Annotated in this window: 17 protein-coding genes and 1 pseudogene; 11 read left to right on the top strand and 7 right to left on the bottom strand. The window is 61.5% G+C overall.

The features are described from left to right. Nucleotides 1-39 precede the first annotated feature (39 nt). The 4 genes from alr to LOY70_RS28935 all read left to right on the top strand — a co-directional run bounded on the left by alr (nucleotide 40) and on the right by LOY70_RS28935 (nucleotide 4,454). Nucleotides 40-1,113 (top strand): alanine racemase, encoded by a 1,074-nt coding sequence (gene alr / locus LOY70_RS28950; RefSeq protein WP_265032027.1) that lies wholly within the window; start codon nucleotides 40-42, stop codon nucleotides 1,111-1,113. A 128-nt stretch (nucleotides 1,114-1,241) separates the two neighbouring features. After that, nucleotides 1,242-1,790: a cupin domain-containing protein gene (locus LOY70_RS28945; protein ID WP_030138196.1), complete on the top strand. Its 549-nt coding sequence runs from the start codon at nucleotides 1,242-1,244 to the stop codon at nucleotides 1,788-1,790. 182 nt (nucleotides 1,791-1,972) lie between these two features. Then, nucleotides 1,973-2,386 (top strand): c-type cytochrome, encoded by a 414-nt coding sequence (locus tag LOY70_RS28940; protein WP_265038226.1) that lies wholly within the window; start codon nucleotides 1,973-1,975, stop codon nucleotides 2,384-2,386. Nucleotides 2,387-2,519: 133 nt separating this feature from the next. Continuing rightward, nucleotides 2,520-4,454, top strand: coding sequence for an acetyl-CoA hydrolase/transferase C-terminal domain-containing protein (locus LOY70_RS28935; protein WP_265032026.1), 1,935 nt, complete (start codon nucleotides 2,520-2,522; stop codon nucleotides 4,452-4,454). A gap of 106 nt (nucleotides 4,455-4,560) precedes the next feature. Here LOY70_RS28935 and LOY70_RS28930 read toward each other — a convergent pair whose 3' ends face one another. Both LOY70_RS28930 and rep read right to left on the bottom strand, forming a co-directional pair. Continuing rightward, nucleotides 4,561-5,133, bottom strand: coding sequence for a xanthine phosphoribosyltransferase (locus LOY70_RS28930; protein ID WP_025216115.1), 573 nt, complete (start codon nucleotides 5,131-5,133; stop codon nucleotides 4,561-4,563). 57 nt (nucleotides 5,134-5,190) lie between these two features. Continuing rightward, nucleotides 5,191-7,200, bottom strand: coding sequence for a DNA helicase Rep (gene rep / locus LOY70_RS28925; RefSeq protein WP_060740076.1), 2,010 nt, complete (start codon nucleotides 7,198-7,200; stop codon nucleotides 5,191-5,193). A gap of 273 nt (nucleotides 7,201-7,473) precedes the next feature. Here rep and LOY70_RS28920 point away from each other — a divergent pair, with 273 nt between their 5' ends. Further along, entirely contained in the window at nucleotides 7,474-9,144 is a 1,671-nt protein-coding gene (locus tag LOY70_RS28920; RefSeq protein ID WP_123416276.1) for a putative bifunctional diguanylate cyclase/phosphodiesterase, read from the top strand. A 101-nt stretch (nucleotides 9,145-9,245) separates the two neighbouring features. On the opposite strand, the gene LOY70_RS28915 is transcribed toward LOY70_RS28920, so the two are convergent. Next, nucleotides 9,246-10,646, bottom strand: coding sequence for a NorM family multidrug efflux MATE transporter (locus tag LOY70_RS28915; protein ID WP_265032022.1), 1,401 nt, complete (start codon nucleotides 10,644-10,646; stop codon nucleotides 9,246-9,248). Nucleotides 10,647-10,796: 150 nt separating this feature from the next. On the opposite strand from LOY70_RS28915, the gene LOY70_RS28910 reads away from it, so the two are divergent. The 3 genes from LOY70_RS28910 (at nucleotide 10,797) to LOY70_RS28900 (ending at nucleotide 15,483) form a co-directional block, all read left to right on the top strand. After that, entirely contained in the window at nucleotides 10,797-11,717 is a 921-nt protein-coding gene (locus LOY70_RS28910; RefSeq protein ID WP_025216112.1) for a LysR substrate-binding domain-containing protein, read from the top strand. 187 nt (nucleotides 11,718-11,904) lie between these two features. Next, nucleotides 11,905-13,881: a methyl-accepting chemotaxis protein gene (locus LOY70_RS28905; RefSeq protein ID WP_265032021.1), complete on the top strand. Its 1,977-nt coding sequence runs from the start codon at nucleotides 11,905-11,907 to the stop codon at nucleotides 13,879-13,881. A 387-nt stretch (nucleotides 13,882-14,268) separates the two neighbouring features. After that, entirely contained in the window at nucleotides 14,269-15,483 is a 1,215-nt protein-coding gene (locus tag LOY70_RS28900; protein ID WP_123343548.1) for an aldose 1-epimerase family protein, read from the top strand. 6 nt (nucleotides 15,484-15,489) lie between these two features. Here LOY70_RS28900 and LOY70_RS28895 read toward each other — a convergent pair whose 3' ends face one another. Continuing rightward, nucleotides 15,490-16,983, bottom strand: a complete 1,494-nt coding sequence (locus tag LOY70_RS28895; protein WP_265032020.1) for a YifB family Mg chelatase-like AAA ATPase — start codon at nucleotides 16,981-16,983, stop codon at nucleotides 15,490-15,492. Between the two features lie 261 nt (nucleotides 16,984-17,244). Here LOY70_RS28895 and LOY70_RS28890 point away from each other — a divergent pair, with 261 nt between their 5' ends. Further along, nucleotides 17,245-18,522 carry a sensor histidine kinase gene (locus tag LOY70_RS28890; RefSeq protein ID WP_265032019.1) on the top strand — a complete coding sequence of 426 codons (1,278 nt, stop codon included), beginning with the start codon at nucleotides 17,245-17,247 and terminating at the stop codon, nucleotides 18,520-18,522. Nucleotides 18,523-18,541: 19 nt separating this feature from the next. On the opposite strand, the gene LOY70_RS28885 is transcribed toward LOY70_RS28890, so the two are convergent. From LOY70_RS28885 to LOY70_RS28875, 3 genes are read right to left on the bottom strand one after another with little or no spacing between them, the layout of a single operon-like run. Then, entirely contained in the window at nucleotides 18,542-20,176 is a 1,635-nt protein-coding gene (locus tag LOY70_RS28885; protein WP_265032018.1) for a GMC family oxidoreductase, read from the bottom strand. After that, nucleotides 20,173-20,709, bottom strand: a complete 537-nt coding sequence (locus tag LOY70_RS28880) for a sorbitol dehydrogenase family protein (RefSeq protein WP_265032016.1) — start codon at nucleotides 20,707-20,709, stop codon at nucleotides 20,173-20,175. The genes LOY70_RS28885 and LOY70_RS28880 overlap by 4 nt, the downstream gene beginning before the upstream one ends. Nucleotides 20,710-20,724: 15 nt before the next feature. After that, entirely contained in the window at nucleotides 20,725-22,095 is a 1,371-nt protein-coding gene (locus tag LOY70_RS28875) for a cytochrome c (RefSeq protein ID WP_265032015.1), read from the bottom strand. Between the two features lie 509 nt (nucleotides 22,096-22,604). Here LOY70_RS28875 and LOY70_RS30325 point away from each other — a divergent pair. Together LOY70_RS30325 and LOY70_RS30320 are read left to right on the top strand one after the other, a co-directional pair. Beyond that, a pseudogene (locus LOY70_RS30325) lies at nucleotides 22,605-23,387 on the top strand (MCP four helix bundle domain-containing protein); the annotation flags it as partial. Further along, the gene (locus LOY70_RS30320; RefSeq protein WP_413776661.1) at nucleotides 23,382-24,245 is read left to right on the top strand and encodes a methyl-accepting chemotaxis protein; all 864 of its coding nucleotides are present in this window, start codon (nucleotides 23,382-23,384) and stop codon (nucleotides 24,243-24,245) included. The pseudogene LOY70_RS30325 and the gene LOY70_RS30320, both read left to right, overlap by 6 nt. The last annotated feature ends 26 nt before the right edge of the window (nucleotides 24,246-24,271 follow it).

Here is a 24,271-nt window from a genome sequence, read left to right as displayed (position 1 = left end):
CCGGTTTTTTATCCCATGACCGCCTAGAAGCCTGCCGCCATGCGTCCTGCCCGTGCCCTGATCGACCTTCAAGCCTTGCGTCACAACTACCAATTGGCCCGCGATGTCACAAGAGCCAAGGCCCTTGCGGTGATCAAGGCCGACGCTTATGGACACGGCGCGGTGCGCTGCGCCGAGGCTTTGCAGGACACGGCCGATGGGTTCGCCGTGGCGTGTATCGAAGAGGCGTTGGAACTGCGGGCCGGCGGGATTCGTGGGCCGGTCCTGCTGCTGGAGGGTTTCTTCGAGGCCGATGAGCTGCCGTTGATCGTCGAGCATGATTTCTGGTGCGTGGTGCATTCGTTGTGGCAGCTCGAAGCGATTGAAAACGCGACGCTGAGCAAGCCGATCACGGTCTGGCTCAAGCTCGATTCGGGGATGCACCGGGTCGGGTTGCACCCGGCGGACTACCAGGCGGCCTATCGTCGACTGCTGGCCAGCGGCAAAGTGGCGAAGATTGTGCTGATGAGCCACTTCGCCCGCGCCGATGAACTGCACGATCCCAGCAGCACCGAGCAACTGGCCGTGTTCGAGGCGGCTCGCCAGGGGCTGGCGGCAGAGATCAGCCTGCGCAATTCCCCGGCGGTGCTGGGCTGGCCGCAGATGCCCAGCGACTGGGTGCGACCGGGCATCATGCTCTACGGTGCAACCCCCTTCGACGAGCCCAACACCGTCGCCGCGCGCCTGCAACCGGTGATGACCCTGGAATCGAAGATCATCTGTGTGCGTGAATTGCCCGCCGGCGAGCCGGTGGGCTACGGTGCTCGCTTCGTGACCACGCAACCGACCCGGGTCGGGGTGGTGGCCATGGGTTATGCCGACGGCTACCCGCGTCAGGCGCCGAACGGCACGCCGGTGCTGGTGGATGGGCAGCGCAGCCAACTGGTCGGGCGGGTGTCAATGGACATGCTGTGTGTCGACTTGACCTCTATTCCCCAGGCTGGGCTCGGTTCGACCGTGGAGTTATGGGGCAAGAACATCCTCGCCAGCGACGTCGCCAAGGCTGCCGACACGATTCCTTACCAGATTTTCTGCAACCTGCGCCGGGTGCCAAGGCTCTATTCCGGGCGCTGAGGCAACGCGCAAGCTACCGAAAGTCGCTTCACCGCACAGGATTCGGGCCAAAGTGTTGTAAATACTGAACGCTGTCGCCATGATAACGCTCACTTTCCACACAACCTGATTCCCTGGAGGCTCCAGCATTGGACGTCGGTGAACGACTGCAATCCATTCGTAAACTCAAAGGCCTTTCCCAGCGTGAACTCGCCAAGCGCGCGGGCGTCACCAACAGCACTATTTCGATGATCGAGAAGAACAGCGTCAGCCCCTCGATCAGCTCGCTGCGTAAGGTCCTTGGCGGGATTCCCATGTCCATGGTCGAGTTTTTCTCCGAGGAAATCCTTCAGGAGAAACCCACTCAGATCGTCTACAAAGCCAACGAACTGATCGACATCTCCGACGGCGCCGTGACCATGAAGTTGGTGGGCAGGGCACACCCGAGCCGGGCGATTGCCTTCCTGAACGAAATCTATCCGCCTGGCGCCGACACCGGTGACGAGATGCTCACCCATGAGGGCGAGGAAACCGGGATTTTGGTGGAAGGGCGGCTGGAGCTGGTGGTCGGCGCCGAAACTTTCGTGCTCGAAGCGGGCGACAGCTACTATTTCGAGAGCACCAAGCCACACCGTTTCCGTAATCCGTTCGATGTGCCGGCGCGACTGATCAGCGCAGCTACACCGGCCAATTTCTAGAAAAAGAGGCGCCGAGCCGTACGGCAACGGCGCCCAAGGAATGAGCCGTCATTGCAAACAAGACCCTTGCGACTTTGGGGTTGTTTCAGTGTGACGGGCTTACCGCTATACTTGCGCCCGCCTGCAAACCGTGGCCGCAGGCGTGACTAGCCACCATTGAGGGTGTACGCGTGAACCTAATTATGAAAATGCTGGCTGCACCAGCAACCGTATTGGCCCTATGGGCTGCGAGCGCTCAAGCGGCGCCCAACGACGAAATCGCCAAGCGCCTAGAACCCGTCGGCCAGGTTTGCGTTCAGGGGAAGGAATGCAAAGGCATGGAAGTCGCCGCTACCGCGGGTGGCGCTGGCGGAGCCAAGGAGCCGGCCGATGTCATTGCAAAACACTGCAATGCTTGCCACGGCACTGGCCTGCTGGGCGCCCCGAAAGTGGGTGACGCAGCCGCTTGGGGCGAAAGGGCGAAAAAAGAAGGTGGTGTTGATGGCCTGCTGGCCAAAGCTATCTCTGGCATCAATGCCATGCCGCCTAAAGGCACTTGTGCCGACTGCTCGAATGACGAGCTCAAGGGCGCCATTAAAAAGATGTCTGGCCTGTAACAGCCTGCATCTATCCAAAAAAGCCGCTTTCGAGCGGCTTTTTTGCGCCTGGGATTTTTCAGGGCTGTTCAGCGCAACCAACTCCCGGCAAGCTCGGTCCAACCCACATTCATGGAATGTCCTGGAGGGTCGGATGGTGCAGTTGTGTTCAATCGAACAGGTGGTGGACGACGTGCTCGAGCGCCTGCCCGCGCATATTCACCTCGGCATGCCCTTGGGGCTGGGCAAGCCCAACCTGTTCGCCAACGCGTTGTACCGGCGTATCGCACAATTGCCTGAACGCCAACTGACCATTTACACGGCCTTGAGCCTGGGCCGGCCGAAGCTGGGCGATGGTTTGCAGAAGCGCTTTCTCGAGCCCTTCGTCGAGCGCGTCTTCGGCGACTACCCCGAACTGGATTACCTCGCTGACCTGCATCAGGACAGCCTGCCGGCCAACATCCGGGTCGAACAGTTCTTCATGCAGCCCGGCAGCCTGCTGCACAGCGCCTCGGCCCAGCAGAGCTATGTCAGCAGCAACTACAGCCACGCCGCCCGGGACATCAACGCCGCCGGCTTGAACCTGGTGGCGCAACTGGTGGCGAGTGACCCCGAACATCCAGATCGCCTGAGCCTGAGCTGCAACCCGGACATCACCCTCGACCTGTTGCCGATGATCGCCAAGCGGCGCGCAGCCGGGGAGACCATCCTGATGGTGGGCCAGGTTCACAGCGATTTGCCCTATATGCCGGGGGACGCGGAGATCGGCATCGACGGTTTCGACCTGTTGATCGATGAGAAGGACAGCCACACATTGTTTTCCACACCGAACATGCCGGTGGGGTTCCAGGATCATCTGATCGGCCTGCACGCCAGCACCCTGGTGCGCGACGGTGGGACGCTGCAGATCGGCATCGGCGCCATGGGCGACGCGTTGACGGCGGCGCTGCTGGCGCGCCAGGCCGATAACGCCGGCTACCAGGCCTTGCTGGCCGACCTGAATCTCAGTCAGTGGGCACAATTGATCGAGCGCGAAGGCGGGGTCGAGCCGTTTGCCAAGGGGCTTTACGGCTGCAGTGAGATGTTCGTCAACGGCCTGTTGGTGCTGGCGGACGCCGGGATCATCCGACGCAAGGTCTACCCCGATGTTCCGACCCAGGAGCAGGCCAACGCCGGAACCCTCGACGAGGCGGCGCAACCCGACGGCATCTGCGTACACGGTGGGTTTTTCCTCGGCCCGCGCAGCTTTTACGAGCGCCTGCGCGAGCTACCACAGAGCCGGCGCCTCGAATTCAACATGACCCGTATCAGTTACATCAACGAACTGTACGGCCAGGAACCACTCAAGCGCTTGCAGCGACTCGATGCCCGCTTCATCAACACGGTCTTCACCATGACCCTGTTGGGGGCCGGCGTGGCTGACCAGTTGGAAGATGGGCGAGTCCTCAGCGGCGTGGGCGGACAGTACAACTTCGTCGCCCAGGGCCATGCGCTGGAAGGCGGGCGCTCGATTCTGCTCTTGCGCAGTTGGCGTGAGGCGGGCGGCGATATCAGCTCGAACATCGTCTGGGAGTACGGGCACTGCACGATTCCCCGGCACCTGCGCGACATCGTGGTGACCGAGTACGGCATCGCTGATCTGCGAGGCAAGACCGACGCCGCGGTGATCGAGGCGTTGCTGAACATCAGCGACTCACGCTTCCAGCCCGGGCTGATCGAGCAGGCGCAAAAAGCCGGTAAGTTGCCGAAGGATTTTCGCCTCGATCCGCGCTTCGCCGACAACACCTCGGAGCGTTTGCAGGCGATCCAGGCGCGGCATCCGAACCTGTTTCCGGAGTACCCGCTGGGCTGCGATTTTGACGACTTAGAGCGAGACCTGTTGCGGGCGCTGAACTGGCTCAAGAGCAAGTTCAAGCTCACCGAGATCCTGGAACTGGGCAAAGCCGCCCTCGATGCTCCGGAACCCTGGGAATATGCCGGGCATTTGGAGCGGATGCAGCTGACCAACCCTGAAGGGTTGAAGGAGGAGTTGTTTCAGCGGCTGTTGTTGGCCGGCCTCAAGGCCACTGCGCTATCGCGAACAACCTAAAACCCCTGTGGGAGCGAGCTTGCTCGCGATAGCGGCCTGTCAGACACATTTTATGTAACAGATACACCGCTATCGCGAGCAAGCTCGCTCCCACAGGGGCACTGGGTTAGTCGATGAAGGTCACGACCCCACCCGCCAGCGACTTCACCCGGGCCAAGGATTCAACGCGATAGCCCTGGGCATCCAGTTCGGCGCGACCACCCTGGAACGACTTCTCGATCACGATCCCCAGCCCGGCGACAGTGGCACCGGCCTGCTTGATGATCGAGATCAGCGCCTGGGACGCCTTGCCGTTGGCCAGGAAGTCATCAATGATCAGCACCCGATCGCTGCTGGTCAGGTGGCGCGGGCTGATGGCCACGGTGCTTTCGGTCTTCTTGGTGAACGAATACACAGTCGCCGACAGCAGGTTTTCCGTCAGGGTCAGGGACTGTTGCTTGCGGGCGAAAATCACCGGTACGCCAAGGATCAGGCCGGTCATGATCGCCGGGGCAATGCCCGAAGCCTCGATGGTGACGATCTTGGTAATGCCCGAATCCTTGAACAGCGCGGCGAATTCGTCGCCGATCAGCTTCATCAACTGCGGGTCGATCTGGTGGTTGAGAAATGCGTCGACTTTCAGAACCTGGTCGGAAAGCACGATGCCTTGCTCGCGGATTTTCTGGTGCAGGGCTTCCATGAAGCCTCCTCTAATGACGCCTTCAGCGCCTGAAGTCGGTGAAAAAAGTAGTCGATTCTAGCGCTTTAACATCGCGCGTATGTCAGCCAGGGCGCTGTTTCCCCGGACGACTTTGACTTCCGTCGGTGTGTCGTCGTTGCCTTCCCAGGCCAGGTCGTCCGGCGGCAGCTCATCGAGAAAGCGACTCGGGGCGCAGTCGATCACTTCGCCGTATTGCTTGCGCTTGGCGGCGAAGGTGAAGGCCAGTGTCTGACGTGCGCGGGTAATACCGACGTAGGCCAGGCGTCGCTCCTCTTCGATGGTGTCGGCCTCGATGCTGGAGCGGTGCGGCAGGATTTCCTCTTCCATGCCCATGATGAACACGTAAGGGAATTCCAGGCCCTTGGAGGCGTGCAGCGTCATCATCTGCACGCCTTCGGCGCCGTCTTCCTCTTCCTGCTGGCGTTCAAGCATGTCCCGCAGCACGAGTTTGCCGATGGCGTCCTCGACGGTCATCTCGCCGTCTTCGTCCTTTTCCAGGGTGTTTTTCAACGCCTCGATCAGGAACCAGACGTTGCCCATGCGGTAATCGGCGGCCTTGTCGCTGGAACTGTTGGTGCGCAGCCAGTTCTCGTAGTCGATGTCCATGACCATGCTGCGCAACGCCGAGATCGGATCTTCGCCGGCGCACTGTTCACGGACCTTGTCCATGAAACGCTTGAAGCGCGCCAGGCGATCGGTGAAGCGGCTGTCCAGGTGCTCGCCCAGGCCGATTTCGTCGGTGGCGGCGTACATCGAGATCTTGCGCTCGGTGGCGTAGTTACCGAGTTTTTCCAGGGTGGTCGAACCGATTTCCCGGCGCGGGACGTTGATCACCCGCAGGAAGGCGTTGTCGTCGTCCGGGTTCACGATCAGGCGGAAGTAGGCCATCAGGTCCTTCACTTCCTGGCGGCCGAAAAAGCTGTTGCCCCCTGACAGGCGATAGGGGATCTGGTGATGCTGCAATTTCAGTTCGATCAGCTTGGCCTGGTAGTTGCCGCGGTACAGGATCGCAAAGTCGCTGTACGGCCGGTCGGTGCGCAGGTGCAGGCTGAGGATTTCCATGGCCACGCGCTCGGCTTCGGCGTCTTCGTTGCGGCAACGGATCACGCGGATTTCGTCGCCGTGACCCATCTCGCTCCACAGCTGCTTTTCGAACTCGTGGGGGTTGTTGGAAATCAGCACGTTGGCGCAGCGCAGGATGCGGCTGGTGGAGCGGTAGTTCTGCTCCAGCATCACCACTTTGAGCGACGGATAGTCGTCCTTGAGCAGCATCAGGTTTTCCGGCCGCGCGCCGCGCCAGGCGTAGATCGACTGGTCATCGTCGCCCACCACGGTGAACTGGTTGCGTTTGCCGATCAGCAGCTTCACCAGCAGATACTGGCTGGCGTTGGTGTCCTGGTATTCGTCCACCAGCAGGTAGCGGACCTTGTTCTGCCATTTTTCGAGAATGTCGGCGTGGTCCTGGAACAGCTTGACCGGCAGCAGGATCAGGTCGTCGAAATCCACCGCGTTGAACGCCTTGAGGGTGCGCTGGTAGTGGGTGTAGACGATGGCGGCGGTTTGTTCCTTGGGGTTGCGGGCGTTTTCCAGGGCTTCGGCGGGCAGGATCAGGTCGTTTTTCCACGAACCGATCATGTTCTTGATCTCGTCCACGCCGTCGTCGCCCGAGTACTCCTTCTGCATGATGTCGGTCATCAAGGCCTTGACGTCGGTCTCGTCGAAAATCGAGAAGCCCGGCTTGTAGCCCAGCCGCGCATGTTCCTTGCGGATGATGTTCAGGCCCAGGTTGTGGAAGGTGCAGACCGTCAGGCCGCGACCTTCACCGGCGCGCAGCAGGCCGCCGACCCGCTCCTTCATTTCCCGGGCGGCTTTGTTGGTAAAGGTCATGGCGACGATGTACTGGGCGCGGATGCCGCAATTCTGGATCAGGTGCGCGATCTTGCGGGTGATCACGCTGGTCTTGCCGGAGCCTGCACCGGCGAGCACCAAAAGAGGGCCGCCGACATAGTTCACGGCTTCTTGCTGCCGGGGATTGAGTCGGGACATGACAGAGTCAGGGAGTCGTTTGCGAAATGGGCCGGCATTTTAACAGGCTCTGAGAATTGTGCTGCCCTGTCCGACTTGTGACCCATCACATCATTGTCATTTGCCGCTTTTGCTACTTTCACGCAGGATGTCGGGCGGACTGGCGTTTAACGTCGACTTCGCATGGAAAAAACCGCCGAAAGCAGGTGTTTGAGAACCGTTTCCATTGGTCATTGCTGATCGGCAGGTCATAATGCCCAGCGCCTACCACCTTGCAGAGTCTAGGGAGTCAGCTTGTCTACGCCTGTCGAACCCTTGCGTTTGCTATTACTGGCCGAAACGCCTGAGTGGTCAGTGATATTGCGCGAGTGCCTGGTGCCCATGGGGCCGTCGGTCGTGCTGATCAGTGCCCCAAACTGGGACTCGGTCAGCAGCCTGTTCGAAGACAACCGTAACGCGGTATTGCTGACCATTGCGGCGTTGCAGCCGGCGCCCGGCCGCTGCCGCTTGCCGACGGTCCTGCTGCTTGAGCATGAACCCGCGACTGCACCCGATGGCGTCAGTGACTGGCTGGTGCGCGATGTACTCGATAGAGCCACCCTGCGCCGTTGCCTGCGGCATGTGCGTGAGCGTGGCGTGCTGGAAAACACCCTGCAGCGCCTCGCCGAACAGGACCCGCTGACCGGCATCGCCAATCGCCAGGGTTTCCAGACTTTGCTGGCGGCGCGCCTGGCTGAAAACGAAGGTCGCGGCCTGGCACTCGGTCACCTCGACCTGGACAACTTCCGCCACGCCAACGATGCCCTGGGTCACCAGGCCGGTGACCGCTTGATCTTGCAAGTGGTGTCGCGGCTCAAGGGGGCACTCGAGGCCGGCGACCAACTGGCGCGGCTGGGCAGCGACGAATTCGCCTTGCTGATCGACACCCGCCGTGCCCCGCAGCGGGCCGAGTGGATGGCCGAGCGCATCACCGAAGCCATGGCTGAACCTTACTGGGTGGACGGCGAAAGCCTGCTGATCGGTTGCAGCCTGGGCATCGCTCACGCCCGCGCCCAGGCCGGCGCGGACCCCTTGATGTGGCACGCCCACATCGCCATGCAGCAGGCCAAGAGCACTCAAGGCTGCACTTTTCATATCTTCAATGAGCGCATCAACCGCAATGCCCGCAGCCTCGCCGACCTGGAAAGCGAACTGCGCCGGGCGCTGCGTCGCGACGAGTTGGAGCTGCATTATCAGCCTCGGCTGAACCTCGAGGACGGCAACATCGTCGGCCTCGAAGCCCTGGTGCGCTGGCGCCACGGCGAACGCGGGCTGCTGCCACCGAGTGAATTCGTGCCGCTGGCCGAGCAGAGTGGCCTGATCGTACCGCTGGGCTACTGGGTGATTTCCCGGGCCCTGCGCGACATGCAGGCCCTGCGTGAACGGGGGCTGGCGCCCTTGCACATGGCGGTCAACCTGTCGTTCCGGCAGTTCCAGGACAGCCAGTTGCTGCCGACCCTGAGCCGGCTGATTGCCGAACGGGGCGTCGAGGCCCAGTGGCTGGAATTCGAACTCACCGAAACCGCGGTCATGCGCCGCAGCGAACTGGTCAAGCAGACCATGGATGCCTTGGGCCGCCTGGGGGTGCGTTTCTCCCTGGACGACTTCGGCACCGGGTTCTCCTCGTTCGTGCACCTCAACAGCCTGCCCATCGCCCTGCTCAAGATCGACAAGAGCTTCGTCGGCGGCATGGAGCAACGGGAAGAAAACCGCAAATTGGTGCATGCCATGATCAACCTCGCTCACAACCTCAACCTGGAGGTGGTGGCCGAAGGTGTGGAAACCCAGGAGCAACTGGACCTGCTGCGCGGTTTTGGTTGCGATCAGGTGCAGGGCTTCTTGATCAGCAAACCGTTGCCACTGCCTGAATTGGTTGAATACCTGACGTTTGATGGCAACCAATCGACGCAGGAAGTCGTGGTCTGACACCAAACCTTGTGGGAGCGAGCTTGCGATGACGGCGTGTCAGCCACCCCAACTGTAATGGATACACCGCTATCGCGAGCAAGCTCGCTCCCACAGGGGCCTCACTCGGCTTGAATGCTCTCGAAACGCCGCAGCCCAGGCTCACTGCGAATCATCCGTTTCATTTTCCATTCAAACGCCGCCGTCAGGCTCACCGCCGCGCAGGCCAGCCCCAGGGCCAAGCCCCACCAGACGCCGGTCGACCCCCAGTTGAAGTGGAAGGCCATCCACCATGCCGCCGGTGCACCGATCAGCCAATAGCACCCCAGGCCGACCAGGAAGGTGGTCTTGGCATCCTTGAGCCCGCGAATGCAACCCATCGCGATGGTTTGCGCGCCATCGAAGAGTTCGAACCACGCGGCCACGGCCAACAGGCTTACGGCCAAGTCGATCACCGGACGGAAGGCCGGGTCGTTGTGGTCCAGGAACAAGCCGATCAGTTGGTTGGGCAACAACCAGAAGACCATGGCGAACGCCAGCATCACCGCCGCACCAAAACCAATACCGACCCGCCCGGCCAGCCGCGCCATCAGCAGTTGCCCGGCGCCGTAGTGCTGGCCGATGCGCATGGTGATTGCATACGACATCCCCGCTGGAACCATGAACGCCACCGAGACGATTTGCAGGGCGATCTGGTGTGCCGCCAGTGGCGTGCTGCCCATGGTGCCTATGCACAGCGCGGCGAACGCGAACAGCCCGACCTCCACCGCGTAGGTGCCGCCAATCGGCAGGCCCAGGCGCCACAGTTCCTTGAGGTATTGGCGATTCGGCCGCGACAACCCTTCAAGCAGCGGATAGGCCCGGTAGGCCGGATGCCGATGAATATGCCAGGCCAGTGCCAGGGCCATGCAGTTGGCGACGATGGCGGTGACCAGGCCAATACCCATCAAGCCGAGTTTCGGCAGGCCGAACAGGCCGGTGATGAGTGCGTAGTTGAGCAGAAAGTTGGCCACGGTGCCGCCGAGGCTGATCACCATCACTGGCGTGGCCCGGCCGATGGCGCTGGTGAAGCCGCGCAGGGCCATGAAGCTCAAATAGCCGGGCAGGGCGAACGGCAGCGCCAGGAGGAACTGGCCGGCGGACAGCACGTTGGTTTCGGTCTGGCCAAACAGCAGCAGCACAGGCTTGAGGTTCCACAACAGCAGCCCGGCCATCAACGCCATCAGCCACGCCAGCCACAATCCGGCCTGGGTCAGTCGAGTGGCCCCTTCGACGTCGCCGGCGCCCTGACGGATCGCCACCAGCGTGCCTACCGCTGCGATCACGCCGATGCAGAAAATCGACACGAACGAATAGGTGGCCGCCCCGAGCCCGCCGCCGGCCAGGGCTTCGGGGCTCAGGCGCGCCATCATCACGGTGTCAGTGAGCACCATCAGCATGTGTGCCAACTGCGAGGCAATCAACGGCCCCGCCAGCCGCAGGATGGCCCAGAGTTCGGTACGCACCGGATGCCGCATGATCATCACACTCCATGTCCAGACTAGGCAGTAAAGCGATGATTCTCGGCGCTTGTGGCCGTTTGCACAAAAGGATAAAAAAGATCGCTGGCATGATTAAAACTCATACTAAAGAACTTTCTGGTAGGGTTCGTCAAAGGCTATAGGAGCTTGCCAATGTCTCGTCGTCTCCCTCCTCTTTATGCGTTGCGAGCCTTTGAAGCGGCGGCGCGATACAGCTCGTTTACCCGGGCCGCTGAAGAACTGTCGATTACGCAAAGTGCGGTCAGCCGGCATATTCGTACGCTGGAAGAGCACTTTGCCTGTCGGTTGTTTCAGCGCAGTGGCCGCAATCTGCAGTTGACCGAAGCGGCGCGGTTGCTGCTGCCGGGCGTGCGTGAAGGATTCATGGCCCTGGAGCGGGCCTGTCATACCTTGCATGGTGAGGACGATATCCTGCGCATGAAAGCGCCCTCGACCCTGACCATGCGCTGGCTGCTGGCGCGACTGAGTCGGTTCCGGCATCTGCAACCCGGCAACGAGGTGCAACTGACCAGCGCCTGGATGGACATCGATGCAGTCGACTTCAACACCGAACCCTTCGATTGCGCTGTGCTGCTGGGCAACGGGCATTTTCCCGCGGACTGGGAGGCCAGTTTGTTGTTTCCCGAGGAACTGATCCCGGTGGGCGCGCCGAACCTGTTGAACGATCAGCCCTGGGATGTGGCGCGGTTGGCCAGCGCCGAACTGCTGCACCCCACGCCGGATCGCCGGGACTGGCGCAACTGGTTGCAACGCATGGGGTTGTCGGACAAGGTCTCGCTCAAGGGCGGGCAGGTGTTCGATACACTGGAGCTGGGCATGATCGCGGCGGCGCGGGGTTACGGCGTCTCCATGGGTGACCTGCTGATGGTGGCCGAGGATGTCGCCCAGGGGCGCTTGAGCTTGCCGTGGCCGACCGCCGTAGCCAGTGGTGAGCACTATTACCTCGTCTGGCCGAAAACCCGGCCCGGCGGTGAACGTCTGCGCCGGCTCAGTGATTTTCTCCAAGGAGAAGTGAAGGCCATGCAATTACCCGCCGTGGAACGTCTAGGCTGAAACGTTGCAGTGTCCGTGCTAGCCACTTGGCAGTATTCCTTCCAAACCGCTCAAGTATTCGCCATCGCTGCCGAATCCGTGAACATGGAACCCTCGTTCAGAAAGGGCTAAACACACCTTATCCTTGAATAAAATGCCGAGCGTGCGACGTGATCAGGATGATCCGGTCTCTCGGCCAGGAGTCGTCATGTCTCAACCCCGTGCCCGAATCGCCTCACAGCTAGGCCTTGCCCTTGCCGTGATACTGGCGGTCGTGATCTCCGGCAGTACCGTCTTTGCCTTGCGTTCGCTGGATTCCGCCAACCTCTCGACCCGTGAAGAACACCTGGCCAGCGAAGCGCGCCTGATGGCCGACCAGCTCAATACGTTCCACAGCACCTTGCGCGAGAGCACTCAGCGATTGGCAGGTTTGTTCGAAAAGCGCTTCAGCGCGGGCCTGAGCGTGCATCCGGACCAGCCGGTAACCGTGGCGGGTGTACAGACCCCTGGCTTGAGCCTGGGTGGCGAAGTGTTGAACAACAATTTCAAGGAAGTCGATGACTTCAAGGCGATGACCGCCGGGGTTGCCACGCTATTCGTGCGCAGCGGCGATGATTTCATTCGTGTCAGTACCTCAGTCAGTAAACAGGACGGTACGCGGGCCATCGGTACCGTGCTCGACCGTACCGGGCCAGCCTACGGCCCGGTGATCAGCGGGCAGAGCTACATCGGTCGGGCCCTGCTTTTCGGGCGTTTCTACATGTCGCAGTACACGCCCGTACGCGACAGCAGCGGCAAGATCATTGCCGTGTTGTACGTGGGATTCGATTACACCGACGCGCAGAACGCGCAGTTCGAGAACCTCAAGCGCTTCCGCATCGGCCAGACCGGTTCGCTGGCCTTGCTGGACGAACAAAACAAATGGCTGGTGCCGCCGGCGGGCGTGCAAGCGCTGGACCAGGCGGTCACGACCATCAATGGCTTGGTCAAGACGCCGGGTAAGGGTGCGTTCTGGAGTGACACCGCCGAAGATTTCTACAGTGTTGCCGTGCCGTTCGAGGGCGGGCCGTGGGCGGTGGTGGCGAGCATGCCGAAAACCGAAATTCGCGCCGTGACCTGGAGCGTCGGTACGCAACTGGCCATTGGCAGCCTGTTGGCCATGTTGCTGGCGGTTGGCGCGGCCATGTGGCTGCTGCGCAGCAAGCTGGCACCGTTGGGTGACCTGGTGCGTCAGGCCGAAGCGTTGGGCGCCGGCGACCTGAGCGTGCGCCTGAACGTGTCGAGCCACGATGAGATCGGCCAACTGGCCCGCGCCTTCAACCAGATGAGCCAAGCCCTGTCGACCATGGTCGAGCACATCCGCAAAGCCTCGCAAGAGGTCAACAGCCGGGCGCAGGCCCTGTCCGGGTTGTCCAACGGCGCATACGAAGGGATGGAGCAGCAGTCCGGGGAAATCACCAGCATGGCGGGTGCGGTGGAAGAGTTCAGCGCTACCTCGCTGGATATCGCCGATAACATGGGCAACACCCAGCGCCTGGCTCAGGAGAACGCCCAGCAAACTCAGATCGGTCGTACCTCGATGGGTGAAGCGTCGTCGTCCCTGGAGCAAATTTCCAGCGCGTTGAACAGCACCGCTACGGTCATCAACACCTTGGGCCAGCGTTCCCAGGAAATCGGCGGTATCGTCGGGGTCATCACCTCGATCGCCGAACAGACCAACCTGCTGGCCTTGAACGCCGCCATCGAAGCCGCGCGTGCAGGGGAGCAGGGTCGTGGTTTCGCCGTGGTGGCTGACGAAGTTCGCAGCTTGGCGTCCCGTACCCGTCAGGCCACTGACGAAATTTCCGGCATGATCAGCAGCATCCAGCAGGAAACCGGCAACGCCATCAGCACGATGGAGCAAGGCAAAGTGTTGATGCAGGAAGGCTTGTCGCGCAACGCCAATGTGGCCTCGGCCTTGGAGCGTATCGACGAACAGAGCCGCTCCGCCGGCCAGCAATTCGCGGCAATCACCACCGCCACCCAAGAGCAAAGCAGCACCGCGACCTTGCTCAGCAGCAACCTGCAAAGCATCGCCATGGCCAACAGTGAACAGCGCCAGGTGGTCTCGAACCTGGCGGTCACCGCCAAGGAACTGGAAAAATTGGCCCAGGACCTGCGCCAAGAGGTTGATCGGTTCCGCTGAGGCACTGCACACAGTTTGGCGGTGAACATCAAGCTCGCAACTACCGGATAACCCTGTGGGAGCGAGCTTGCCCGCGAAGGCGATCTCACCGCCAACATCATCGAAACTGATCCGGCGCTTTCGCGAGCACGCCCGCTCCCACAGTTTTTGCTCACGGATGTTCGCGCATTTGGCGGGCACTCCAAATCCCTGTGGGAGCGAGCTTGCTCGCGAAGGCGCCGGCATAGCCACTTCTTTACCCGCTGACCCACCGCTTTCGCGAGCACGCTCTCGCAAAGTCCCTGCCTAGGATTCTTCCTTCTTTTACGGAATTTGCTGTTTTTAGGCTTGCTGAAACGTTTCTTCAAGTCTATAAAAACCGCACAACTCCAATAAAAGGCCGTGTCCATGACTTCGCTCAAACTCCTCGTTGCCCTTAGCGCCCTGGGCGCTGCTTCCCATGCCATGGCTTGGGATTATGTCCTGCTCGATACCGATAAAGCGGCGCAGCCCTGGCAAATCACCAGCCAGCAGCTCGGCGTGAAAACCGATAAGCCCTTTTCCGTGACGATGCGCACCCTGCACGGTGGCCGGCAAGAGGGTGTCAGTGTCGTCGATATCGACAACGGCACCCTGAAGCTTTCGGTCGTCCCGACCCGTGGCATGAATGTGCTGCAGGCGTCGGTCGGGAATGTGCGCATGGGTTGGGATTCGCCGGTCAAGGAAGTGGTCAATCCGGCTTTCATCGAACTCAATGGTCGCGGTGGGTTGGGCTGGCTTGAAGGTTTCAATGAGTTGGTGACCCGCTGTGGTTACGAATGGGTCGGCCATCCCGGCATGGACAACGGTGAACTGCTGACCCTGCATGGTCGTGCGGCCAACATACCGGCCAACAAGGTCACCGTGCACATCGATGAAAAGCCTCCATACGCCATCACCCTGCGGGGCGAGTTGAAGGAGCAGGCCTTCAAGAAGGTCGACTTCTCGGTGCAGACTGAACTGGTTACCGAGCCGGGTAGCGTGACGTTCGCCCTCAGCGACACGTTGACCAACAACGGCGACTATCCGAAGGAATACCAGGCGCTCTATCACAGCAACTTCAGCACGCCATTCCTGGAGCAGGGCGCGCGTTTCGTGGCGCCGGTCAAGCAGGTCTCGCCGTTCAACGACAAGGCCAAGGGCGATTTGCCGGATTGGCAAACTTACCGGGCCCCCACCAAGGATTACGACGAAACCGTTTATAACGTCGTGCCCTACGCTGACGCCAAGGGCGACACGCTCACCGTCCTGCACAACAAGGCCGGTAGCCTCGGCGTGTCGGTGGGCTTCAACACCGGCACGCTTCCGGTGTTCTCCCTGTGGAAAAACACCGATACGCAAGGCCAGGGCTACGTGACCGGGTTGGAACCCGGCACCAGTTTTTCCTATAACCGCCGGTATCAGCGGCCACTGGGCCTGGTGCCCACGATCGGACCGAAAGAGCACAAGCAATTCCAGATTCACTACAGCCTGTTGGCGGACAAAGGCGCTGTGGATAAAGCGCTCAAGCGCATCGACGCCATCCAGAACGGTCAAAAAACCGAGGTACGGGAAACGCCGCTGGTTGACCTGAGCAAGCCATGACGCAGTTCAAGACGTGGCGGGCCGATACTGCAGCGCTTCGGCCAGGTGGTCCCGACTGATTCGATCTGTGCGCTCAAGGTCCGCCAGCGTACGGGCAACCTTGAGCAGGCGGTGGGCGGCTCGCAGTGACAAGGTGAGCCGTTCGCAAGCGGTTTCCAGCCACGTTTCATCGGTTGTGGATAACTTGCAATGCCGACGCAAACCCGGCAGGTCCAGGAAAGCGTTGGCACAACCCTGGCGTTTTTGCTGGCGTTCCCGGGCTGCGGCCACCTGCTCGGCAACGGTGGCCGTGTCATCGCCGGGTTCGCTTCGGGGATTCAACGCCGTGGCCTCCCGGGCGACGGTCAGGTGCAGGTCGATGCGGTCCAGCAGGGGACCGGAGAGTTTATTGCGGTAGCGCTGCACCATGTCCGGCGTACACGAGCAACGGCCGCTGGGCTCGCCAAGATATCCACAGGGACAGGGATTCATCGCCGCCACCAATTGGAAGCGTGCCGGAAAGCGTACACGGTCACGGGCACGAGAAACCACAATGTGGCCCGACTCCAGCGGCTCCCTCAGGACCTCCAGTACCTTGCGGTCGAACTCCGGCAGTTCATCCAGAAACAGCACGCCGTGGTGGGCGAGGGTGATTTCCCCAGGTTGCGGTTTTGATCCGCCACCCACCAGCGCCGGGCCGGAGGCCGAGTGGTGTGGCTGGCGAAAGGGACGTTGCGGCCAGTGGCTCAACGGTACACAACTGGCGACTGACTGAATGGCCGCCACTTCCAGCGCCTCACTTTCCGCCAACGGCGGCAACAGCCCCGGCAAACGGCTCGCCAGCAATGTCTTGCCGGTGCCCGGTGGCCCGCTGAACAACAGGTTATGCGCCCCCGCGGCGGCGATCAGGAGTGCACGCTTGGCCCCGGCCTGGCCCTGTACTTCACTCAGGTCGGGGTAGGGCTTGCTGGCGCAAAGCAGCCCATTGGAAACATAAGCGTCGATCGGAGTATGCCCATTCAAATGAGCCACGGCTTCGAGCAGATGATTCACGGCAATCACCTTCAGTCCCGACGCCAGGCAGGCTTCCTCGGCATTTGCCCAGGGCACCACCAGTGTGCGCCCGGCCTTGCGCGCCGCCAGCGCTGCGGGCAATACCCCGCGTACCGGTCGCACGGCACCGGATAGCGCCAACTCGCCGAGGCACTCCACATCGTCCAGGGTCAAGGTGGGCACCTGCACGCTGGCGGCCAGGATTCCCAAGGCGATGGCCAGGTCAAACCGCCCGCCATCCTTCGGCAGATCCGCCGGCGCCAGGTTCAAGGTGATGCGCCTGGCCGGGAAATTCAGTCCCGAATTGATGATCGCGCTGCGTACCCGATCCTTGCTTTCCTTCACTGCCGCCTCCGGCAAGCCAACCATCGTCAGCGACGGCAAGCCATTGGCCAGATGGACCTCAACAGTAACGGCAGGAGCCTCCACCCCCACCTGGGCGCGGCTATGGATAATGGCAAGCGACATGAATCGTTCCTTGAGTGAATAGGGAGCCGCGTCCTGCGGCTCTTGAAGGTTAGTCGTGGGGGCATGCAGTGGCGTGGTAATTGATGGGGAAATTTTCGCAGAATGTTGCGGGGTGACGCTCGTTTGCACCCTGATCCATTGCACGCGCTTGGCCGCTTGCGTCCATTTGCTCGCTCAAAAATGACCGAGCCAGGCCTCTGCTAGACTGCGATTTGCCCCATCGGCACTTGGCGGCATCAATGGCGCAGGGAGGAAGTGGCCATGAACGATCTGCTGGCTCTGTTAACCGATAAACGCTTCATGCCCCATGGGCATTGCTATATGTGGCGCCCTGATCTGCTGTGGACCAATGTCATCGCCGATGGCTTGATCACCCTCTCCTACGTCACCATTCCCTTTACGCTCATCTACTTTATCCACAAGCGCAAGGACGTGCCTTTCGACTGGATGCTGGCGGCCTTTGGCGTGTTTATCCTGGCCTGTGGGACCAGCCATGTGATGGAGATCCTGACCATCTGGCAGCCCTATTACTGGCTGTCGGCGCTGGTCAAGGTAATCACTGCGATAGCGTCGGTGATTACCGCCATCCTCCTGGTCCGGCTGGTGCCGGCAGCCCTGAAGATCCCCAGCCCGCAGCAATTGGCCAAGGTCAACGACGAGTTGCGTGAGGCACAGGCCGAGCTGGTCACCACCGCGCGCCGGGCCGGTATGGCAGAGATCGCCACCAATGTGCTGCATAACGTGGGCAATGTGCTCAATAGCGTCAACGTGTCAGCCCAGGTCCTCTACGAGAAGGTGCACACCTCCAAGGGGCCCGGGGTGGCCAAGGTCGTCCAGTTGATGAAGGAGCATCCCGACGACCTCGGCGACTTCATCAGCAGTGATCCGAAAGGGCGCGCACTACCGGACTATCTCGACAAGCTGGCCGACGCGCTGGCCATCGAGCAGCAAGGCATGATCGCCGAGTTGGCGCAGTTGACCCGCCGAATCGACCACATCAAGGAAATCGTCGCCACCCAGCAATCCTATGCCGGCAATGCCAGCGTTCTGGAGCCGGGCTCGTTGCGAGAGCTGGTCGAGGATGTCGTGCGCATTTGCGATGTGTCCCTGGCCCGCCACCACATCTCGCTGATCAAGGAGTTCAGCGATGTCCCGCAGATGCCACTGGACAAGCACCGAGTGCTGCAGATCCTGGTCAATCTGATCAACAACGCCAAGCAGGCGCTGGACGCGGGTGTGAACCGGCCGCCGCAGATCGTCCTGCGCCTGAAGGTCGTTGACGATAGGCGCGTGCGGGTCGAGGTCGAGGACAATGGCGAGGGGATTTCGCCGGACAATCTTGCGCGGGTGTTCGAGCACGGTTTCACTACGCGCGCCAACGGCCACGGCTTTGGCCTGCACAGCTGTATCCTCGCCGCGCACGAGATGGGTGGCGAGCTGACCGCGCAGAGCGCGGGGCCGGGCAAGGGGGCGCTCTTTATCCTGGAGCTACCACTCGCGCTTGTTCAAGACCCATCGCCGAGGGTCGCGAGTGGTTGAACGGCCCCGATAACCTTGCCTACACCTCCCTCAGCAACTGATCGGCGATACGAATGCTCAGGGCGGCGCCTGTCAGTGTGGGGTTCACGCAAGATGATGACGGCATCACGCTGGTCCCGGCGATAAACAGGTTGGCGTGGTCGTGGCTACGGCAGTCGCGGTCGACCACCGAGTTCTTCGGATCGTCGCCCATGATGGTAGTACCCATGATGTGCTGACGGTTCTGGAAGTTGACGTCGGTGCTGATGATGTCGGCGTCGAGCAGGTGGGCGAACTGCTTGAGGTCCTCCAAGGCCTTTTCCTTGCCCGCGTGCCAGTAGTCGGGAACGCTGTAGTAGATCTCCGGTACCGGCAGGCCAATCGCGTCGAAGCGAGTCTTGCTCGGGGTGACACGGTTTTCCGGCAGTGGCAGGGTTTCGAAGTCCACCGCCCAGTTCAGGGAGCGTGCCGACTGCAGGCGGATCTGCTCGTCGAGCTTGGAGCCCAGCACGCCCTTGGCGATCAGATTGGTGGTGATCTGCGAGGTGGGCACCGTGTTGCGGACCTTGATCTTGTAGCTCGGGTAGTCCTTGCGGAACGCGCCGTCGCGGCTGTTCAGGTAGACCAGCAACTGGGTCGGCCCCTCGCCGGGCCACATGTCCTCCTTGGTCATCACGTTCATGCTCACGCCGGTGTGGTCCATCAGGTTGCGACCGACCTGATCGGAAGTGTTGGCGATGCCGTTGGGGTATTTCTCGGACGTGGACATCAACAACAGCTTCGGCGATTCGATGCCATAGGCCGCCAGCACGAAGTACCGGGCGGTCAGGCGATGCTGGGTCTTGTCGGGGCGCATGTACCAGATTGCGCTGATCTTACCGTTGTCGCCGGCCTCGATCCGGTACACCACCGAGTTGTCCAGGACCTTGGCGCCATGGCGCTCGGCCTCGTCGATATGCATCGAACCGTCGTACTTGGCGGCAATCGGGCAAACCGGGTTGCAGTTGTTGTTGCCCGCGCACGGTGGGCGTTTGCCATAGGGGCGGGTGGCGCGCCCGTTGGGTTCGAGGATCGGGTTGTAGCCGCCCTTGCTTAACAGGCTCGAGAGTCGCTTGAACATGTAGCTGGGCTTCAGGCCTTCCATCGGGTAGGGAATCGAGCGCGGCGGATAAGCCGCACCACCCTGGCCGCTTTCATCCTGGCCGTCGACCCCGGACACGCCCAGCTCGGTTTCGGCGCGGGCGTAGAAGGGTTCGAGTTCGTCATAGCTGATTGGCCAGTCGCGCCCGCGTCCGTAGAGGGAGTTGAGGCGGAAGTCGTTGGGCAGCATGCGCCACAGCGAGGAGCCGAAGTGCCAAGTGGTGCCGCCGACCACCCGCAGGTAGGAGGTGTTGTATTTCACCGGGCCGACCTGCTGCAGGTAGTCACCATAAGTGGAGGGCGCATGGGGCAGGCTCGGATAGGGTGAGCCGGCGCCCTGCAGCTTGGCATTGGCCAGCGAGAGCTTGACCGGCGCATTGCGGAAGGTCTCGACGATGTCGCGGCGATTCACCCGTGGGCCTGCTTCGAGGACGATCACGGATTTTTTCGCCTTGGCCAGCTCGCTGGCAATCAGGCCACCCATTACGCCGGAGCCGATGACGACCACGTCGGCGTCATAAACAACGCTGCTCATAGTTTGAAATCCTGCGTGTCGGCTGGCTTGTCACCCCAGGAGTCGGGGCCACCACCGTAGGTTGGAATGATGAGAATGCCGTGGGTCGGGCGATACATCAGCGCCTCGGAGTAACTGATCAGTTCGGCGTCGGCGAGCTCGCCGACGATGCCCAAGTACCAGGCCGAGATGATGCTGGTGGCCGTCGCTTTCAACGATGGGTCCGGGTTGGCCTGGGCCAGGTATTCATCCACATGCTTGAAGCCCTGCCCGTCGACCAGTTGCCTGAGGGCGCCGACATTGCCGCTGAAGTTCGGTGCGCGCTGGCTCAGGGCGCGGTAGTAGCGTGCCGCCAGGATCGGGTTGACTGGACGGCTGACGAGGAATTGCGACAGGACGATAAAGTCCTGGTCGCCCTCGGCCAGCACCGATTGCCAGGGGCCAAGGCCACCGACCAGGGCCGCCAGGCCCAGGGTGATCGACCCGCGCAGCAGGCTGCGGCGGGACAGCTTGCCGGAGGGTGTGGATGAAACGGGCATGTGTCTGTTTGTCATTGAAGTATCCATTGCTCAGGCCTCCTGCAGCCGGCGACGAGCCTTGAGTCTGTAAAGCCCCAGGAGGATCAGCAGGCCGAGCACAACCAGTGCCGGTACGCTGTAGCGTGCCAGCACGGCGATAGGGGCCTTGGGTCCGCCTTCGCGCACCTGTGCCACATCGGCGGCAGTCACGCTCAAGCCGGCATTGCCGTAGCGGGACAGAACGTAGTTGCTGACATCGGCGATCTGCTGGTCGTCGAGGCGATCGGTGAACAGCGCACCGGGACCGAAGGCCGGCATGTCGATTGCCACGCCGTCGACTTCGCGATGCACGCCGTGGACGATGGTCGCGATCAGGTTGTCGCGGCGGCTGGTCGCGGTGTTGTGGAACAGCGATGGGTACTCGCGGGTGCCCTGGCCGTTGGCCTGGTGACAGTTGGCGCAGGTGCCGCTGAAGATGTGCCAGCCCGGATTGTCCTGCGGCTTGCCGCCGCGCAGGTTGAGTTCGTCGTTCGAGGCCTGGCCGAAGGTATGACGGGCCTGGCGTTCTCCGGTGGCGATTGGCTGAGTCTGCAGCAAGTAGGCGGCGATGGCCTTGAGGTCATCCTCGCCGAGGTATTGCAGGCTGTTCTCGACCGCCTCGGCCATGGGCCCGGCAGCCTGCGCCTTGCCCTCCACATGACCGCTGCGCAGATAGGCCACGAGCTCATCGCTCGACCAGGCACCGATCCCGCTGATCTTGTCCGAGGTGATGTTCGGGGCGTACCAGGCCCCCAGCGAACCACCGGAAAGCGCCTTGCTGTTATCCGCGGCCATCAGGAGGTTGCGTGGGGTATGGCAGGTGTCGCAGTGGGCCAGTGCATTGACCAGGTAGTCGCCGCGATTGACCACTGCGGACTTGCCCGGATCCGCTTCGAAGCGTTTCTGGCTATGGAACAGCGCGTTCCAGCCGAGCATCGAGGCGCGGATATTGAACGGGAAGTCGAGTTCGGTCTTGGGGCTGGGCGTATCCACCGGCGCGACTTCATTCATGAAGTACTGGTACAGGTCGGCGATATCGCTGTCGGTCATCTTCGTGTAGGCGGTGTAGGGCATTGCCGGGTACAGGTGAGTACCGTCCGGGGTCACGCCGTCGCGCACGGCGCGGGCGAAATCGGCCTGGCTGTAATGACCGATACCGGCGCTTCTGGAAGGGGTGATGTTCGTCGAGTAGATGACGCCCATCGGCGAGTTGATCGGGTACCCGCCGGCAAAGGGCTTGCCGTCGGTGGTGCTATGGCAGGCCACGCAATCGGCGGCTACCGCCAGCCGTTTGCCGGGCGAGGCGCTGGTGTCGAGCGTCTCGCCGTGGATCGCGAGGCTGATCATCATCAGGGCCAGGCCGCCCGCAAGCATATTTCTCATGGGCTTCGCCTTGCGCACGCCGGGCAATGGCTGACCCCTCCTCTGCGGATGCATGTGTCACTCCTCACGGTTGGGCTTCGACGCGTGACCTTCGGTTCGTCAAGAATTGCATCAGTTATACGATGTCGTATATTGCGATCAATATTTCACATGCTGTAACATTTCTCAACGAATATAGCTAAGGGCCACTATTTATTTTTTTAAACAAATGGCTCTAGTTCGTGTGTTTTAGAAGGTGTGAGTCAAAATTGTTGTCAATGCAACCGGCAGGAGAGGCAGGAATCGTCGTTACCTAACTTAAGGGTGAGCAGGGGGTTTGGCTTGTATTTTTGCCTAGTTGTACGACGACATGACGAAAAACCATCAAGCGTCGTGCCAGCAGTGCCCTGTAGATGGGCGGACTCGAGCGGCGATGGAATCCGGACACAGGCCCTTTACCTGGCGTTACGCGGGGCAGGGAAATGCACACATAACAGGGCTGCTGGACCAGCACCCATGAGGATCCACCGATGAACTGGCTCCATGATGCAAAACTCTCGACCAAACTGATTACCTCGTTTTTCCTCTGTGCCTTGATCACGCTGGCCGTGGGCCTGCTTGGGGTCAGTGGTGTTTCCGCGCTTTCGGCACGCCTGCAGGCGGTGTTCAACAACAACCTGGTCTCGGTTGCCAATACGTCGCAGACCAAGACCAAGGCGGTCGGCCAGACGCGCGACATGTACCGGCTGTATGTCGCTACCGCCGGCAATGCTCCGCAGAGCATGAAGGATGAGTTTCTCGCTTCGATGAAAGCCAATCAGTTGGCCAGCGAAAAGGCTTTCGCCGATTACCGCAAAGGCAATCTGGCTGAAGACGAGCGCATCGCCGGCGACCAGATGGCCCGCGATTGGCCTGTCTACCAGGCCATGGTGCAGCAGTACGTGGCGATGATGGCGGCTGGCGACCTGGAGAACGGCCGCACCCTGTTGCTCGGTGACTTGCAGAAGGCTTATCGCAAGGTGATGGACCAGTTGACCATCATGATCGACTCCAATGACCGTCAGATCAGCGAAGACGCCAAGGCCGCCACGCGGCAGGAGGCGACGGCCAAGACCGTGTTGTACAGCGGCATCGTCGTGGCGTTTATCGCCGCGCTGCTGTTGGGCATGTTTATCAGCCGCCTGATTAGTCGACCGATTACCACGGCGGTCGATTGCGCACAGCGCATCGCCCAGGGCGACCTGACCCAGCACATCACCAGCCGCAGTCGCGACGAGGCCGGCCAGTTGCTCAAGGCCTTGGGGGACATGCAGGCGAGCTTGAAGACCACCATCCAGCAGATTGCCAGCGCTTCGGACCAGTTGGCTTCCGCCGCCGAGGAACTGACGGCAGTCACCGATGACGGCAGTCGTGCCTTGACCCGGCAGAATGACGAAATCCAGCAGGCGGCCACCGCTGTGACTGAGATGACGTCGGCGGTCGAGGAAGTGGCCCGTAACGCGGTCTCCACTTCGCAGGCGTCGCAATCGACCAGTTCGCAGGCCAGCAGCGGCCGTGATCAGGCCCGTAGCGCGGTGCAGGCGATCAACACCGCAACCCAGGAAATCACCGCGTCCACCGGGCTGGTCAGGGATCTTGCCGTGCAGGTTCGTGATATCGGCAAAGTGTTGGATGTGATCCGCGGGATCGCTGAGCAGACCAATCTGTTGGCGCTCAACGCGGCCATCGAGGCTGCCCGCGCCGGGGAGCAGGGCCGGGGCTTTGCCGTGGTGGCCGATGAGGTTCGCGCCCTGGCGGCGCGCACCCAGGCGTCCACCGGTGAAATCGAGAGCATGATCCACGCGGTACAGGATCGTGCCGACAGCGCGGTCGACGCCATGGGCAAGAGCCAGGCGCTGGTGACCGAGACCCAGAGCCTGGCCCGGGCCACTGGCGAGGCACTGGAGCAGATCGCCGACGGTATTTCGCAGATCAATGACCGTAACCTGGTGATTGCCACGGCGTCCGAGGAGCAGGCCCATGTGGCCCGCGAGGTTGATCGCAACCTGGTGAACATCCAGGATCTCTCCACCCAGACTGCGGCTGGAGCGAACCAGACCAATGCTTCGAGCCAGGAACTGTCCAACCTGGCTCTGTCATTCAATACCCTGGTCGGTCGTTTCCGTCTCTGACCCCATGGGTTGAATACGCCTGGGCC

The sequence above is a fragment of the Pseudomonas sp. B21-054 genome (genome assembly GCF_026016345.1).
In the GTDB taxonomy this organism is placed as follows: domain Bacteria; phylum Pseudomonadota; class Gammaproteobacteria; order Pseudomonadales; family Pseudomonadaceae; genus Aquipseudomonas.
The sequence above is the reverse complement of the archived record's forward strand: the minus strand, read 5'-3'. Positions and strand labels throughout refer to the sequence as shown.

What these genes read in the sequence shown, in the direction of transcription:
- LOY70_RS28885 (WP_265032018.1), bottom strand. Translation starts at nt 20,176, where the DNA reads ATGAGCAGCGTTGTTTATGACGCCGACGTGGTCGTCATCGGCTCCGGC.
- LOY70_RS28940 (WP_265038226.1), top strand. Translation starts at nt 1,973, where the DNA reads ATGAAAATGCTGGCTGCACCAGCAACCGTATTGGCCCTATGGGCTGCG.
- rep (WP_060740076.1), bottom strand. Translation starts at nt 7,200, where the DNA reads ATGTCCCGACTCAATCCCCGGCAGCAAGAAGCCGTGAACTATGTCGGC.
- LOY70_RS28930 (WP_025216115.1), bottom strand. Translation starts at nt 5,133, where the DNA reads ATGGAAGCCCTGCACCAGAAAATCCGCGAGCAAGGCATCGTGCTTTCC.
- LOY70_RS28910 (WP_025216112.1), top strand. Translation starts at nt 10,797, where the DNA reads ATGTCTCGTCGTCTCCCTCCTCTTTATGCGTTGCGAGCCTTTGAAGCG.
- LOY70_RS28900 (WP_123343548.1), top strand. Translation starts at nt 14,269, where the DNA reads ATGACTTCGCTCAAACTCCTCGTTGCCCTTAGCGCCCTGGGCGCTGCT.
- LOY70_RS28895 (WP_265032020.1), bottom strand. Translation starts at nt 16,983, where the DNA reads ATGTCGCTTGCCATTATCCATAGCCGCGCCCAGGTGGGGGTGGAGGCT.
- LOY70_RS28880 (WP_265032016.1), bottom strand. Translation starts at nt 20,709, where the DNA reads ATGACAAACAGACACATGCCCGTTTCATCCACACCCTCCGGCAAGCTG.
- LOY70_RS28915 (WP_265032022.1), bottom strand. Translation starts at nt 10,646, where the DNA reads ATGATCATGCGGCATCCGGTGCGTACCGAACTCTGGGCCATCCTGCGG.
- LOY70_RS28875 (WP_265032015.1), bottom strand. Translation starts at nt 22,095, where the DNA reads ATGAGAAATATGCTTGCGGGCGGCCTGGCCCTGATGATGATCAGCCTC.
- LOY70_RS30320 (WP_413776661.1), top strand. Translation starts at nt 23,382, where the DNA reads ATGCAGGCGAGCTTGAAGACCACCATCCAGCAGATTGCCAGCGCTTCG.
- LOY70_RS28905 (WP_265032021.1), top strand. Translation starts at nt 11,905, where the DNA reads ATGTCTCAACCCCGTGCCCGAATCGCCTCACAGCTAGGCCTTGCCCTT.
- LOY70_RS28935 (WP_265032026.1), top strand. Translation starts at nt 2,520, where the DNA reads ATGGTGCAGTTGTGTTCAATCGAACAGGTGGTGGACGACGTGCTCGAG.
- LOY70_RS28890 (WP_265032019.1), top strand. Translation starts at nt 17,245, where the DNA reads ATGAACGATCTGCTGGCTCTGTTAACCGATAAACGCTTCATGCCCCAT.
- alr (WP_265032027.1), top strand. Translation starts at nt 40, where the DNA reads ATGCGTCCTGCCCGTGCCCTGATCGACCTTCAAGCCTTGCGTCACAAC.